The 14545-nt window shown below is 40.0% G+C and carries 12 protein-coding genes; 1 reads left to right on the top strand and 11 read right to left on the bottom strand.

Annotation, left to right across the window (positions count from 1 at the left end; genetic code table 11):
* Positions 1-20 precede the first annotated feature (20 nt).
* From WFY05_RS17575 to WFY05_RS17550, 6 genes are all read right to left on the bottom strand, one after another.
* The gene (locus WFY05_RS17575; protein ID WP_340114221.1) at positions 21-440 is read right to left on the bottom strand and encodes a DoxX family protein; all 420 of its coding nucleotides are present in this window, start codon (positions 438-440) and stop codon (positions 21-23) included.
* 92 nt (positions 441-532) lie between these two features.
* Positions 533-2293: an arylsulfatase gene (locus tag WFY05_RS17570; RefSeq protein ID WP_340114220.1), complete on the bottom strand. Its 1761-nt coding sequence runs from the start codon at positions 2291-2293 to the stop codon at positions 533-535.
* Positions 2294-2326: 33 nt separating this feature from the next.
* Positions 2327-2782: a DUF1801 domain-containing protein gene (locus WFY05_RS17565; protein WP_340114219.1), complete on the bottom strand. Its 456-nt coding sequence runs from the start codon at positions 2780-2782 to the stop codon at positions 2327-2329.
* A gap of 38 nt (positions 2783-2820) precedes the next feature.
* Positions 2821-4608, bottom strand: a complete 1788-nt coding sequence (locus WFY05_RS17560; RefSeq protein ID WP_340114218.1) for a cation:proton antiporter — start codon at positions 4606-4608, stop codon at positions 2821-2823.
* Between the two features lie 128 nt (positions 4609-4736).
* The gene (locus tag WFY05_RS17555) at positions 4737-5993 is read right to left on the bottom strand and encodes an MFS transporter (RefSeq protein WP_340114217.1); all 1257 of its coding nucleotides are present in this window, start codon (positions 5991-5993) and stop codon (positions 4737-4739) included.
* Positions 5994-6034: 41 nt separating this feature from the next.
* Positions 6035-7270 (bottom strand): M48 family metallopeptidase, encoded by a 1236-nt coding sequence (locus WFY05_RS17550; RefSeq protein ID WP_340114216.1) that lies wholly within the window; start codon positions 7268-7270, stop codon positions 6035-6037.
* Positions 7271-7405: 135 nt separating this feature from the next.
* On the opposite strand from WFY05_RS17550, the gene WFY05_RS17545 reads away from it, so the two are divergent.
* Positions 7406-8452 (top strand): M20 family metallo-hydrolase, encoded by a 1047-nt coding sequence (locus tag WFY05_RS17545; RefSeq protein ID WP_340114215.1) that lies wholly within the window; start codon positions 7406-7408, stop codon positions 8450-8452.
* A gap of 25 nt (positions 8453-8477) precedes the next feature.
* Here the strand turns inward: WFY05_RS17545 and WFY05_RS17540 are convergent, their stop codons facing one another.
* From WFY05_RS17540 to WFY05_RS17520, 5 genes are all read right to left on the bottom strand, one after another.
* On the bottom strand, positions 8478-9653 hold the full coding sequence (locus WFY05_RS17540; RefSeq protein ID WP_340114214.1) for an alpha/beta hydrolase-fold protein: 1176 nt from the start codon (positions 9651-9653) through the stop codon (positions 8478-8480).
* A 107-nt stretch (positions 9654-9760) separates the two neighbouring features.
* Positions 9761-11152: a glycoside hydrolase family 140 protein gene (locus WFY05_RS17535; protein ID WP_340114213.1), complete on the bottom strand. Its 1392-nt coding sequence runs from the start codon at positions 11150-11152 to the stop codon at positions 9761-9763.
* Entirely contained in the window at positions 11149-11814 is a 666-nt protein-coding gene (locus tag WFY05_RS17530; RefSeq protein ID WP_340114212.1) for a class I SAM-dependent methyltransferase, read from the bottom strand. The genes WFY05_RS17535 and WFY05_RS17530 overlap by 4 nt, the downstream gene beginning before the upstream one ends.
* A gap of 185 nt (positions 11815-11999) precedes the next feature.
* Positions 12000-12506: a cupin domain-containing protein gene (locus WFY05_RS17525; protein WP_340114211.1), complete on the bottom strand. Its 507-nt coding sequence runs from the start codon at positions 12504-12506 to the stop codon at positions 12000-12002.
* A gap of 205 nt (positions 12507-12711) precedes the next feature.
* The gene (locus WFY05_RS17520) at positions 12712-14514 is read right to left on the bottom strand and encodes a T9SS type A sorting domain-containing protein (protein WP_340114210.1); all 1803 of its coding nucleotides are present in this window, start codon (positions 14512-14514) and stop codon (positions 12712-12714) included.
* Positions 14515-14545 lie beyond the last annotated feature (31 nt).

Raw genomic sequence — 14545 nt, 5'->3', positions numbered from 1 at the left:
GTCACAGAAATTGAATTCGATTATTGTTTGAAAAAGCGACGGTCGACAGACCAATGCCCACCTCCTCTGATCAGCAAAAATATGCTTCCGAGCAACATCGAAAAATCGGTTCGGGCAGCGTGCATCATTTGCCAGAATCCATCGTTCAGTAAAATTGGAATTTTAGTGGAGCTGATAGCCACAATCATAATGGTTATCAGGGGTATGGCTGCATAGCGGGTAAATAAACCAATTAAAATGAGCAGGCCGCAAATGACTTCAAAACCTCCTACAAAATACCCCAGAAATTCAGGCGATGGTAAACCAATACTCTCAAAACGACCGGCTCCTCTCAGTGCCGGAAATAAAAACTTTTGAACGCCTTCGGAAAAAAAGACGATTCCTACCATGATTCGGATTAACAGCGTGGTTTTTGAATTATCGGTCTTTAAATATTTCATAACAAATGTTTTCCAATTATCAGAACACTTTGAATTATCTTTTGTTCCGCAATTTTGTAATCAACAGGTTCTGCATGATTGTACAGAATGAATCATTTATCATTCTGCTTTTCCATTTCCACCCAAAACGGAAAAATCTTTTTGCCCTTAATAAAATATGTCGGTATAAGTTCTCCTTCCAGATCAGGCAATTCAACATCGTTCATTATAATAATGTCGGTGTTTACAGTAATGACTTTTCGATGAACAATACCATTCGTTTCAAGCAAAACTGTACCACCTGCTTCTACCGGTTTTATGAATTTAATCTTAACAGAATACGTCCCCTTATTGACTTTTACATTCCATTTCCCGAAAATTTCCTCCTGAGCCCATATTCCCCGTTCTCCATCTGCATCGTTACGGTTCAGTATCACCGGATTTTCATTCTGATTACCAATTTCAATTAACGGTGGATTAACAATATTCTCCGACGCAATCAATTCACGGTACATACTGTCCATCTCTGATTTTAATCCGGCTGCCAATTCTGTATTTTCCTCAATTATATTCTTCTGTTCGTAAGGATCAGATTCTATGTTGAACAGTTCAAAATCGCTGATACGTGCATCGAAAGAGGTCATACCTACTAACTTATATTTACCATTTTGCAGCGCCATGTTGTTGTATAACTCGGGATAGCGACGTGTCCAGTAGAAAAACAGCGGACGTTCCACCCAATCCGTGTTTGAATCTTCAAGCAATGGCTGTAAACTTTTACCATCGATTATCTTCTCTGGCGGCAGCGACACATGGCACATTTCTGCTATTGTAGGTAAAATATCGATGTGGGCTGCAGTAGCAGAAATGTGTTTCGGTTCCGGTAATCCGGGATAATGGATAAATAAGGGTACCCGAACTCCTCCCCGGTAAACACTCCCCTTTCTTCCGCGCATACCGGCAATATATCGTCGCTGTTGCGGACCATTATCCGTCATAAAAATAACAACCGTATTTTCTGAAAGCTGCAGTTCATTTAACCGACCTAAAAGTCTTCCAAGGTTGTCATCGATATTTGAAATCATGGCATATACTTTTCGGGCATCTTCCTTGTCTTTTTCACTCATTTCCGGAAAAGGCCGGTCATCATTTTCAAATCCTGCTGACGGATCAATGTCCTTATACATTTTGTAGTACTTTTCAGGAACCTGTAAGGGAGTGTGAGGTGCATTATAAGCGATATAACAAAAGAATGGTTGGTCTTTATTCGTGCTAATAAACCTTAACGCTTCATCGGTAAAAATATCCGTACAATAACCAGAATATGCCTGCTGCGTGCCGTTGTGCCAAAGTACAGGATCGAAATAACTGCTATCGCCGCGAAACCAGGTTGTGATATCGCCTACCTGCCCCATTCCACCTGACAGGTGATAAACCGATTCATCGAAACCCTGATCGCCGGGACGAGACGGATAGTTGTCACCAAGATGCCACTTGCCAAAAATGCCGGTTTTGTATCCTGCTTCTTTGAGCATTTCGGCAATAGTAATTTCAGAGCTTGCCATTATTGCTCCACCGTTGTAGGTATCTCTTACTCCCGTTCTCAGGCTGAAACGCCCGGTCATCAGACTCGACCGGGTTGGCGCACAAACCGGCGAGACATAAAAATTATCGAAGCAGATACTTTCTTCAGCAAAGCGATCGAGTACGGTTGTTTTTATGTGTGGATTTCCGGTAAATCCCATGTCGCCATACCCTTGGTCGTCGGTCATGATCAGAATGATATTTGGACGATTTTGTTCCTGTGCAAAAAGCAATCCCTGGTAAATGACAAGAAAAAAGAGCATTAGGATCGGTTGTATAATTTTGCTCATGACATCGAAGTTGTTGGTTTAGTTGAATGAAGTCTATCGTTTTATGGTTTTCTCATAAATATTTATCCATTGTTCTGGTTTAAGCTGTCTTGCCAGTTCGCCGATTAACTCATACGGAATCTTGTCGATCTTCTTAAAGCGAATACAACTCTTTCCCATATCCAGTTTGGTTTTACAATGTTTCGGATATTCACCAATAAACCAGTCGTGAATTTCCGGGTCGGCATAAATTCCGCTGTGATACAAAGCTATAAAATTCTTTTGCGAGGCTATATTTATAAATGGCAAAGGCAGTTTCGGATCGACATGGTAACCGGCCGGATAAAGTTTGTGTGGCACCACAAAACCGATCATTCCGTAACTCATTGTTTCTTCAAAACCATCAGGTATATTTTTCTGAATGGCTTCCCTGAGTTGCTGCACCGGCTTCTGCCTTTCTTCGGGAAGTTTCGAAATGTATTCGTCAGGCGAGCTGGCTTCGATCTTCATATTGCAATTTCTTTCTGTAAAAGATAAAGAAATTTTCGTTATGACTTTGATTTAGAAAACATAACTACTGTTTCTCCCTCTTCAAGCGTGCTTTCGGAATGGAACAGCCTGTAATCTCCTTCCTTGTCTTGAATAAGAACGGGCAATGACTTTATTGTGTCAATTTTGTTGGTCTTCATCCACGTAGTGCTATCCATTTGTTCTTTTACAACATAACTTTCTTCTTTTACCTGGTCAGTATTTGCGAGTTGTAACCATTCATCATTGAGTACAGATGTGTTAGAGAAGTATTTCACGCCCGACTCCTGCTCAACAGTTTTTTCGGATGAAGCTGCCACCGAAATCTCCGGTATGAGAAAAGAGCCGCCGGCAATTTTAGCAGCGGAAAGATTCACTTCTGCATTAGTGGTTAGCGCTATAAAAGTGGATTGGTTATCGGGTTTTAACTCTTCCCAAACCTCTTCGTTCAAGACATTGCCATATATACTCTTGAATCCCGACTTTTCAGCCATTTCAGCCATTCCCCGATTATTGTCGACCAGTGTAACAGGTGCCTGATCTTTAAAGTATTTCGCAATAATAAGGCTAAGTTGGTTGACTCCCAGGAGAAGTATGCCTTTTCGTTCGTCCATATAAACCAGTTCGCCATGTTTCCGAAGCCATTTGGTCGTCCAACTCAGAAATACAGGAACCGTTAGTGTGGTAAAAATGGCCATAAATACCAGGATGGAAAAGATGGTTTTATCAATGATCCCCATTTCTAATCCGATCTCGGCGATAATAATTTCAACCGCTCCCCTGCCGTTCATTCCCGTTCCGATCGTTATTCCTTCGCGCCAGCCGTTTTTTGAAGGCAGATAAAACAAGGCTGTTCCCACAATTTTTCCAACAATAGCCAGAAAAGTGATTAGGATAAGCAAACCCAGATCTGTCTGAAAAACCGTTACATCGACAAAGAAACCGGCGGATACGAAAAATATCGGGGCCATAAAACCGATGGAAACGTCGTAAAAAGCTTTGTTCAGTTCTTTGGAAATGTTTTTCGGGAAAAGGTTGCCTTTAATAAATAATCCGGCCATAAAAGCCCCAAGAATACTGTGCATTCCTGCCAATTCGGCCAGTTCGCAGTATCCAAATGCCACAATTAGTATAAGAGTAAAATAAGCCGTGCTGTTTTTGATTCCCGAACGTGATATGTATTTCCCCAGACGAGGCAAAACAAATACTCCAATAGATATGGTAACACCAAAAAACAGAAGGATTTTACTACCGATGATCAACAGCTCGCGAATATTTACCACGCTGGTTTCGGCAAAATTGGTTATGCCCGAAAAGATGACCAGCGCCAGCGTATCGGAGATCAATGCCCCTGCCATTAACACATAGGCAATGCGGGTGTTTAATAGTTTCAGATCGATAAGAATACGGCTTTTGGTGGCCAGCGAAGTTACACCAATGGCAATGGCCACAAACAAACCGGAAATGGGTGTCCCTCCCGACCAGATGATGGCAAAATATCCAAGGAAAAACGGGACAAAAAACCCACCAAAGGCTGCCAGCAAACCGGGCCAGGAGGCTTTTTTCAGATCCCGGAAATCGATTTCCATTCCAATGTAAACCATCAGCAAAACAATACCGATCTCGGCCAGTACCTTGATGGATTCGGTGTATTCGAGCCACCCCAGAATGGCGGGCCCAAAGAGAATACCGATCAGCAGTTCGCCAAGAATAGCCGGATAACCAATCTTCCGGATAGCAACACCGCCAAAATAAGCAGCAAGTAATACTGCTGAAATATTCAAAATATCAATATGAAACTCTTCCATAGCTTGTCATTCAATTAACTCGTTTTCTACAAGATATGAAAAAGCGGAATATTAGAACACCAAAAAGTATTAAATGAAATGTTAATGTAATTACTCCTTATTCCGGAAATCCAAAAGAGATTGCATGATTAATGATTTTCAGCAGCCTGCTCAAGGCCATTTTTAAAGAAAATGCGCAGTATCAGAGAAATAACAGCCAGAATAACCGATATCGCAATAAATGCAATCCCAATATTAAAATGATCGGCCAGGAAACCAAAAACCACGGCAATGGAAGCTGTCATAATGGTTTTAAGAAGTGATTGTGCCGAGATAACCGACGCCAGAATACTATTGGGCACCTCGTCGGCAATATAACCCGTAAGTATTGGTTTCCGAATATTCTCGACAATATAAATGCCAACGAAAGCGAGCAATGCAGGCACCCAGATCTCTGAAATGTAAAATACTCCGCTGATGGCTCCAAGCGCAAAACCTAACAGTAAGGTCAGGATAGCAATATTTCTTTTGTTATTCACTGCAAAGCGCGATGAAACCGCTGAAGCCCTTGAAGTAAGCAAGTAGATCACAGAATAAATGATCCCGATAAAAATACCGTTTTTCTTCTCGGTATCTGCATTGTTCAGCAGCGGCACAAGAACCACAACATGCACCATTAAAACCTGGATGTAATCTTTTACTGCTTTCAGGTAAGCCGAATGCGCAGCCGTGGTATTTATGATACGGATAACGCTTTTGTATTTAATTACCTTGAAAAAAGATTTAAACGTTTCGGAAATGTTGAACCGTTTTTTGCCGTTGTTTTCGCTCGAATAATTAAGTTGATTCGGATACGAAATGATCAGTCCGAAATTAACAAGATAAGGCACTATTGAATACAGAAAAATGTTGGTGTAATTGCCGGTGTAATATACCAGAACACCCGCAATAAGCGACGACAGTGCCGAGCCCATTTGCGACCACGATCGCGTGTGTCCGTAATAGTTGATCTTTTGGTCTGCCCAGTTATTGATCTTTAGGTAATCCATGATCATGGCCTTGTGGGTACCCGAACGAAACGCATCGCCAATGCCGTAAAAAATAAAAGCGGCCAGGAACAAGCCAAAACTACCCGACAGGTAAAAAATACCGAACGAAATGATGTAGGCCAGGAACGAACCAAGCAACGAAGTTTTTCGTCCGTAAGTATCGGCCACAAAACCTGAAGGCACCTCCAGCAGGTTGATCACGATTTCGCGCACGGCATACAAAATCCCGATCTGTGTATAAGGCAGCCCCTTCCCGACCAGGAAAAGAATAAAAAAGGCATCGAAGAAACGAAGGTTCTTCAGAAACCCGTACATCGAAAATTTGTAGTACTGTGTATTTTTTTTGAATTCTGCCACGATCAAAAATAGCTAAAAGCACTCAATTTCAACACTCTGCGCTATTCAAACTGCTTTAAATGTGCCAGCCGCTGTAACAAAGTTGGATGCGAATAATGGAAAAACACGTACAATTTATGGGGAGTAAGGTTGCTCAGGTTATTCACCGAAAGTTTTTTAAGGGCCGAGCCCAGTGCTTCCGGTTTATAATTCTCTGCTGCAAAACGATCGGCTTCGTATTCATTTTTCCGGGACAGCATGTTCATAAAGATTCCTGTGAAAAACGATATGGGCGAATACAAAACTCCGAAAGCAATCAGACCGATATGAAAGTTGGGCTCGTCGACACCAAGGGCTTTACTTAGCACTGGATTTCCTATAAACAATCCAAATATAAACAGCACAATACCGGTTTGCACCAGGCCGATAATTAAACCCTGTATCACGTGTTTCTTTTTGTTGTGGCCGATTTCATGGGCCAGTACGGCAACGATTTCCTCGGTACTCAGGTCTTTTATCAGCGTATCATACAATACAATTCGCTTTTTCGTCCCGAGCCCGGTAAAATAGGCGTTCGCCTTTGTCGAGCGTTTCGATCCATCAATCACATAAATGTTGTCGAGTTTAAATCCTACTTTTTCTGAAAACGCACTGATGGCATCGCGTAACTCACCGTCTTCGAGCGGAGTTTGCTTGTTAAATAAGGGCACAATCAGATTGGAATAAAACATGGCCATAAAAATGGAAAAGACTGAAACCACGATCCAGGAATAAATCCAGAACATATTCCCGGTTTTCTGGTAAATAAAAATAATGAGGGCTAGCAAACCTCCACCGATAACGGCACTTACTACCCAGCCTTTTAGCTTATCGAAAATGAAGGTTTTTGGTGTAGTGGTGTTAAAACCGTATTTCTGTTCAATTTTAAAGGTATCGTAAACCGAAAATGGCAGATTGATCAGGTCAGAGGCAAACATCAGAATTCCGAAAAAGATGATGGCTGCCAGAATTGCGCTCGAAGTAATGTCCCAAACCCATCCGTCGACCAGTGCAAAACCATAAAAAAGAAACATGCCCAGTGTAATGGCCATGCTAAAGCTACTGGTCAACATGCCAAATCGATGGTTCTCGCCAGTGTAAGCCTGCTGTTTTTTGTATTTCTCCTCGTCGTAAATACCTTTTACCTCTTCGGGCAAAGTATCGCTCCAACGAGTGGTATTCAGGTAATCGAGGTATTTTTCGAATAAAAAATCAAGTACAAGGATCGCAATAATGATCCAAAACAAAATTTCGTGCATGTTCCAAATTTTTAAGAAGCAACAAATATAACAGACAGAATGTTACAGGCATGAGCAAATGATATAAACTTGAAGAAAGAAGTATTTCAGAAATAGCAAAATTTTACCACTTTTACACACTCAATTGAATAATTTATGAGCAAGTACATTGAATTGTTAAAGTCCCTTATATCAACTCCTTCCTTTAGTAAAGAAGAATCGGAAGCGGCGAACCTGATGCGCGATTTTCTGAGCGAGGAGGGCATTCCGTTTAAAACCAAGGAAAATAACACCTGGTCGCACTGCAAATATTTCACCTCCGACAAACCGACACTTTTGCTGAATTCACACATCGACACCGTAAAACCGGCAAAAGGCTATACCAAAGATCCCTTCTCGCCTATCGAAGAAGGTGACAAACTTTATGGACTGGGAAGCAACGACGCCGGTGGCCCGCTGGTAGCTTTGCTGGCCACTTACATTCATTTTTACGAACGCAGCGATCTTCCGTTTAATGTGGTTTTTACCGCTACGGCTGAAGAAGAAATTTCGGGACGAAGAGGACTCGAAGTTGTGTTGCCCGAGATCGCGCCGATAAACTTTGCCATTGTTGGCGAGCCCACCCGAATGGAACTGGCCATGGCAGAAAAAGGCTTGCTGGTTATCGATTGTTATGCCCACGGGAAATCGGGGCATGCAGCGCGCGAAGAGGGAGAAAATGCATTGTACAAAGCGCTCGTCGACATTGAGAAACTTCGGAATTTTGAGTTCGAAAAAGTTTCGAAAGTGTTGGGGAAAGTAAAAATTTCGGTGACACAAATCGAAGCAGGAACCCAACACAATGTGGTACCCGATATCTGTCATTTTGTGGCCGATGTAAGAACCAATGAGTTTTATACCAACAAAGAAGCCGCAAGGATTATCGACGAGCTGCTGGAGTCGGATGTTAAACCACGTTCTGTGCGTTTAAATTCCTCGGGGATCAGCGAAGAGCATCCTTTTGCACAAATTGCCAAAAACAGGGGACTAAAAATTTACGGATCGCCAACCACTTCTGATCAGGCGATCATGGCCTTTCCATCGGTAAAAATGGGCCCCGGCGATTCGGCGCGTTCACACACTGCCGACGAATACATTTATAAAAGCGAGATTCTGAACGGTATTCAGCAATACATTGAAATGCTGGAGGAATTGAAACTTTAGAAGTTTTGACTACTCTGTATTTAGATTATTCTTTGCCTTGTTTGTCGTACTTTAAGAACCAATCATATAATTCCTGCCCGGGATATACCAACCATTGAATCCAGTGTCCGATATCCGGCATTCTTGTGTATTTTAAATGACCGTTTTTACCTTTTAGCAATTCAATCATTCTATCCGTTTCTTCAACAGGAACAGTTTCGTCAACTGCTCCGTGAAATGCCCAAATCGGAATATCAGTCAAACGATTGGAGTTTTTATACATATAATCGATGTGGCTGGTAAAGCCGCTAATCGGTGCAATTGCTGCAAATTTTTCGGGATATTTTATGGCAAGATACCATGTTCCTGATCCTCCCAGACTAACACCGGTTAAATATACTCTGTTCGTATCTACCCTGTATTTGGTGCATATTTCATCAAAAAGATTCTCGAACCAGTTGTCAGTCGACCAGCGAATCAGAACCGGGCATTGAGGTGCAGCTATAATAAAAGGAAATTCCCTGCCCCGATAAATTTGATCGGGTATCCCATAAGCATATAATTTATTTAAATCTGTTCCCCGGTGTGACCCTCCATGCAAATAAATAATCAAAGGATAGTTTTTCAATGTGTCTGTTTTATAATCTGAAGGTGTATAAAGCAAATACTGATAGTTGGTATCAACAGGATTTATCTTTAATCCATGGTCGTAATCAAAATCGTAAAGTAATTCTCCATCTTCCGACCAACCTTTAAAATTACCGTGCCGCATTCCGCGCGTATTTCCTTTGCTCTCGCCCGGGATCCAGTAGCCTCTGTCGCTGATTTGTCCGTTTGAATAGAATTCCTCACAAAGTCCGTTTTTCTTTCCATCCAGATAATTGTACTTACATTCTGGATTTCCATTTTCATACCACGTTTGAAAAAGCCCTTGTTTGGTATTTGTTTTATAATTGCACCAATACTTTTCTTTCCTGATTTTATCCAATTCACTGTAGGTCCCTTTCATTTGAATTTGCCCGTTCTGGAAATAATCTTCCACATAATATAAGCTGTCATCTTTCTCCAGCCGGATTATCCGCGTATACACCATTGTATCATATTTTGAAATGGCCTGATGTAAAATCAATGTATCATTTTGCTGACCCCTTAATACATTACAAATCAAAATAAGTGTAAATAAGGCTATGGTGTACTTCATTTTAAACAGCGGTAATTTCATTAGTTAGTTTAAAGCAATTGTTACTTGTCGGTCAACCACAGTGCTTTTTAATCGGTCAAACTCCTCTGATGTGGCTAACCGTGTTATTTTTCCTGAATTGTTCAAGTTTACTTCGTCATTTCATTAAAATTAACCTCAGAATCTTGGGAAGTCAGTATCAATAAAAAATCACTTCCCCATCCACTCGCCCACGGTTTAAACTCGCGAGCTACATTCGTATCAAAATTACCGATGTGTTTTACTTTTCCGCTCCGCGGATTAAACCACCAGGCGTTTATTCTTTCGGAATCTATTTTTGATACGTTTGCATTTATCGGTGTACCATTGGGAGTATAGGCCACAGCAAACTTCTTGTGAGTACCCACTGCGCAAAGAATATAGGATTCATCCTCAAGGTTATCATTTAGTATCAATGACTGATCGACTTCCATCTTTTGCCAGGGCAATTGCTCAAATATCTTTTTCATGTACCCCATTTGAGTGGAGCCCGGAAGCTGAAGTGCCGCCTGCCAATCCGTTCGTGCACTGATTACCGGTTCTTTGCTGATGTCGTACATTTGCCAGATGTCGTTACAACCGTAAGTGTATCCTGCTGCACCGGCAATTATACTCCAATAGGCCGAAACGCGCACATCGGCATCGTCGAGCCAGCCATAGGCTTCTTCCTCCCAAAACCGATCCGGTATGTTTTCGTACCTGGCTTCGCCGTTAATTACCGGACGTGTTCTGGATGTCTTTTTACTCTCAAACACGTACGAATACTCTTTGGCGGTTCTGCTGTGTCCACTCTGGAACATGTCAAGGTCAAGCCAGCGATCATCCAGAAAATCGGTGGCTTTTTTAGCTCCAACCGGATGATAAGTGATCAGGTGCTTCTCATCCACTTCTCTTATACCTTGCGCCATTGCACGTATTATCTGATAATGTCCTTCTGTTTCAAGCGGCCGGTCACCTCCAAGCACCCATATCAGGTTTGTATTGTTGAGGTATCTTTTTGCCAGGATTTTTCCGTATGTGTGTGCATTTTTAGGATTAAAAATTTCGGGACCAACTCCCCATTTCTTATTAAACTTATCGCCCCAGGTTGGCAGCAAAGCAATGTAAAGTCCCAGTTCATTTGCTTTTTCAACAACATAATCAACGTGCTTAAAGTATTGCTCATTTAATTTCGTCGGATCATTGTTTAATAGCGGCGTTTTACCATACGCATTAGAAGTATTCAGGCCGTCCAGTTCGGCAAGAACAACGGTTTGTATTACCGTAAATCCTTTATTGGCTCTATCGCCCAGGTATTTGTCTATTTCTTCCCGGTCCAGTCGGTGAATCAATTCCCAGGCAGTTCCGCCCAGCCAAAAAAACGGTTTATCTTTTTCAGTCACAAGATAGCGACTATCGTTGCTGATCTTCAACAATGGCAAGTGCTGCCCGTAACTCGTAAGTGCGATCAGGAAGATGAATAAAACCAGAAGTGCAGTTTTTAATTTTTTAAAGCTTTTCATTTCAGATACACTGTTTTAAACATAAATCTTGCAATATTTTGGGATTTCTTATCCTCTCTGAAACCGACTGATTCTGATACCTTAGTTATTTTTTTAGGAGAATAGAATTTGTGGTCTCCTTCATGCATAAAAAATGTCAGATATAAATTAAGAACCTGACGAACTATTATTGGAAATCGAGGTTCAATTATAATAAGTCTTCCATTTTTTTTTAGAACTCTATACATTTCACATAATGCTTTATCTGGGTTTATAAAATGATGATAAACTCCAGTCAATGAAATAGCATCAAATGTATTGTCAGCCCAAGGAATATTAACTTCGGAATCAGCAACTTTAAGGTCAATATGTATATTTTGTTTTTTTGCTTTATCCTTGACTTTCTCTAAAATATTCGGGGCAATATCAGTACCGTATAAGTTTTTTGCTCCTGCAAGAGATAGGGTTTCAAGAAGTCTTCCAGTTGCACACCCAATGTCTAAAATGTGAATTTTATCTAAATCATCCTGTAATTCTTGAACAACACTTTGGTCAATCTCTTTAAGTTTAAAGATAGGAATCCAGATACAATTATCATATGTGTCTAACACCTTGTCATTGTATGTTTGATAATTGCTAGCCTTATATCTCTTTTTATTATCAATATTGGATTTTGAAGTCATAATATTTTAGTTTTAGATTTACCACGATATTCGATTTTCAAAATCGCATACAACGGTTGGTACATGTTGTCGTTGCGGATTTCGGAGAGCGTTCCTGTCCGAAGGACACGGAACTGCGAAACGAGAATCCACAGTTGGCGTACCACCGAACCCCGCCCTGCAATATGTACTGTAGCGGTTGGCTGTTATTTATTTTTATTTATTAATTCATTCCATCTCTGTTTTATATTTTCTTCTCCTTTGAAATAATCAACTTGTGATTTATTTTCAAAAACTTCTCTATGTGCAGAAATATTTACTTTACCTGAATCAGGATATTCACAAATATCATTATCTTTTATCGTTTTGATATCTAGATAAGTACATGGTATCTGTGTATGATTATATAATTGATGTGATCCAGAATCTCCCATTTCAAAAAAAATTGTATCACCTTGATTTAATATTTGAAATCCTTTTGGTGTTCTCATTGTCAATGAACCTGAAATTATAAACATTAATTCTTCGGCTTGTCTATGAAAATGAAATGGAAATGAAAATTGATCAGGATTAAGTAATCTTATATCGAAAATTAAATGCTCAGATTTAACAAATTCTGATAATCTAGGAGAAGCTGTCTGAATTTTAAAATTCTCTATTGATAATTTATCTTCTTTGAATTTTAAATCTTTGCTTGTAAATATTGTTGGCATATTTTATCAATTTATTATTTATCAATTTTGAGGATGTCAAATCAGCTTACCGCTAACGGTTCCGCCATAAAAATTGAGCGGGAGTTAACCCGACAAGATTATCAGCCCGTAGCCTGTTAATATTTTTTAATTTACTAATCACAGCAAATGCCCGCCCCGCTTTGTTTTTATGGCGTGTTGTGTGGCGTAATTTATTGCCTATAAATCATTTAACTATTATTTTCAAACAATGAATCACATTATTATCTTGTGTCAAGTTTAAAATATATAATCCGGGATTAACTTGCATTTGAATGTTTCCGGCATTTACAGAACCCTGCTGTACTATTTGTCCCGTTAAGTTTAATATCCGGTAGTTTAAACCATAGCTATTTTCCATGCCTGTTATCTGTATATATCCATTCGTTGGATTAGGAAAAACAGCAACTTCCGAATCATAAGAGGAAACTACTACACTAACAGCTTCAATTGTAAAGCTATCTTCCTGGCTAAACGCCCCGCCTTTAAAGCTGTTGTCGATGGCCTGCACGCTCCAATAGTAGGTGCCAATTGCTAATTCTTTTAAAATAAAAAAGGTGTCGAGCTGGGCATTGCCCATTTGTGCCAGCCTAAAATACCCGCTGGTATCGGAACAACTGCTGACAATATCGTTACTTCCTGGTGATGTACCTACCCTTACATTATAGCTCAAACTTTTTGAGGGGGTATGGTCGTCAGTAGTAGGCAGCCACTTTAGGAAAACCGTATTTTCTGAAACTTCGCTGCTCGTGGATGTAACCATATTAGGAGGGACATTGTTTGTTGTTTCTACTTGCGATACAGACTGTACCATGCTATTGCTCTCAGTATTAATAATATTCTTATAAACTTTTGTTATCTCTGCTCCATCTTGAAAACGACCTGAAATAATAAAATCTAATTTACCATCAGTATTGTAATCTCCCCATTTAACTGTTCCAGAGTGTATTCCAATTATTATGTCAGTATATTTGGTAAAAGTATTGTCCCCATTGTTGTGGTAAATAATTGTTAAAAGCTCTAAATTTTCTGTTCGTCCTGCCATTATGATATCCAAAAAACCATCGTTGTCATAGTCTCCCCAATCTGCTGAAGCCAAGGATAATTTTTGCAGGTTAATCCCTGTTTGCTCAATAAAGCTATTATCTCCATTGTTCTGATAGATTTTAGATACCCCTTCTCCTGTTAACAATATGTCCAAATCCCCATCTTTATCATAATCACCCCATATTGCGGTTCCTTGTTGTATTCCTGTAAGTAATATGTCCGTTTGTTCTGTGAAAGTACTATCACCGTTGTTCCGATAAATTTTTGAGACTATCCCTGAATCAGAATGCCCTGTTAATAATATGTCCAAATTACCATCGTTATCATAATCGCCCCAGGTAACTGAACCTTCATATGTTCCAATAAGATCAATGCTGTTTAATTCTGAAAAAGTATTATTGTGGTTATTGAGATATATTTTAGTAAAAAAACCAAATGGTTCCAGTGAAACGCCAGATAATAATATATCCAAATACCCATCGTTATTACAGTCTCCCCATGCAGCTGTGCTATGTCCCATACCTAACACTTCAATACCTGTTTGTTCAGAAAAAATATTGTTGCCGAGATTGCGGTATACTTTGGTTGTAGGATCACTTCCAGGCACTTTACCCGTTAGAAGCATGTCTATATAACCATCATTATCATAATCTCCCGGTACAAAGTCCCCACTGAAAGCACCTAATATTGGATTATCCAATACTAAGTCAAAAGAATTGCCATTGATGTTATTATAAACAAAGGATACTGCTCCGGTATCGGAATATCCTGCTATACATACATCCAAATCGCCATCATTGTCACAATCGGCCCAATGTACATCGCTAAAATATGTCCCTGTAATATTAAAAGGTATTTCTTCAAATTGAGCCCTTGAAATCGAAGAATTTATTACAATAATAGTCGTCAGGATAAGTCTTGTGTTTTTGAATAGGTTTTTCATAGTTTCTAGTAATAAAATAATTTCCAGTAAT

This window comes from Maribellus mangrovi (assembly GCF_037646455.1).
GTDB lineage: Bacteria > Bacteroidota > Bacteroidia > Bacteroidales > Prolixibacteraceae > Draconibacterium > Draconibacterium mangrovi_A.
The sequence above is the reverse complement of the archived record's forward strand: the minus strand, read 5'-3'. Positions and strand labels throughout refer to the sequence as shown.

Bases quoted from the DNA above. Each gene is read 5' to 3' on its own strand.
- WFY05_RS17575 (WP_340114221.1), bottom strand. From the start codon at position 440: ATGAAATATTTAAAGACCGATAATTCAAAAACCACGCTGTTAATCCGA.
- WFY05_RS17570 (WP_340114220.1), bottom strand. From the start codon at position 2,293: ATGAGCAAAATTATACAACCGATCCTAATGCTCTTTTTTCTTGTCATT.
- WFY05_RS17565 (WP_340114219.1), bottom strand. From the start codon at position 2,782: ATGAAGATCGAAGCCAGCTCGCCTGACGAATACATTTCGAAACTTCCC.
- WFY05_RS17560 (WP_340114218.1), bottom strand. From the start codon at position 4,608: ATGGAAGAGTTTCATATTGATATTTTGAATATTTCAGCAGTATTACTT.
- WFY05_RS17550 (WP_340114216.1), bottom strand. From the start codon at position 7,270: ATGCACGAAATTTTGTTTTGGATCATTATTGCGATCCTTGTACTTGAT.
- WFY05_RS17545 (WP_340114215.1), top strand. From the start codon at position 7,406: ATGAGCAAGTACATTGAATTGTTAAAGTCCCTTATATCAACTCCTTCC.
- WFY05_RS17540 (WP_340114214.1), bottom strand. From the start codon at position 9,653: ATGAAATTACCGCTGTTTAAAATGAAGTACACCATAGCCTTATTTACA.
- WFY05_RS17535 (WP_340114213.1), bottom strand. From the start codon at position 11,152: ATGAAAAGCTTTAAAAAATTAAAAACTGCACTTCTGGTTTTATTCATC.
- WFY05_RS17530 (WP_340114212.1), bottom strand. From the start codon at position 11,814: ATGACTTCAAAATCCAATATTGATAATAAAAAGAGATATAAGGCTAGC.
- WFY05_RS17525 (WP_340114211.1), bottom strand. From the start codon at position 12,506: ATGCCAACAATATTTACAAGCAAAGATTTAAAATTCAAAGAAGATAAA.
- WFY05_RS17520 (WP_340114210.1), bottom strand. From the start codon at position 14,514: ATGAAAAACCTATTCAAAAACACAAGACTTATCCTGACGACTATTATT.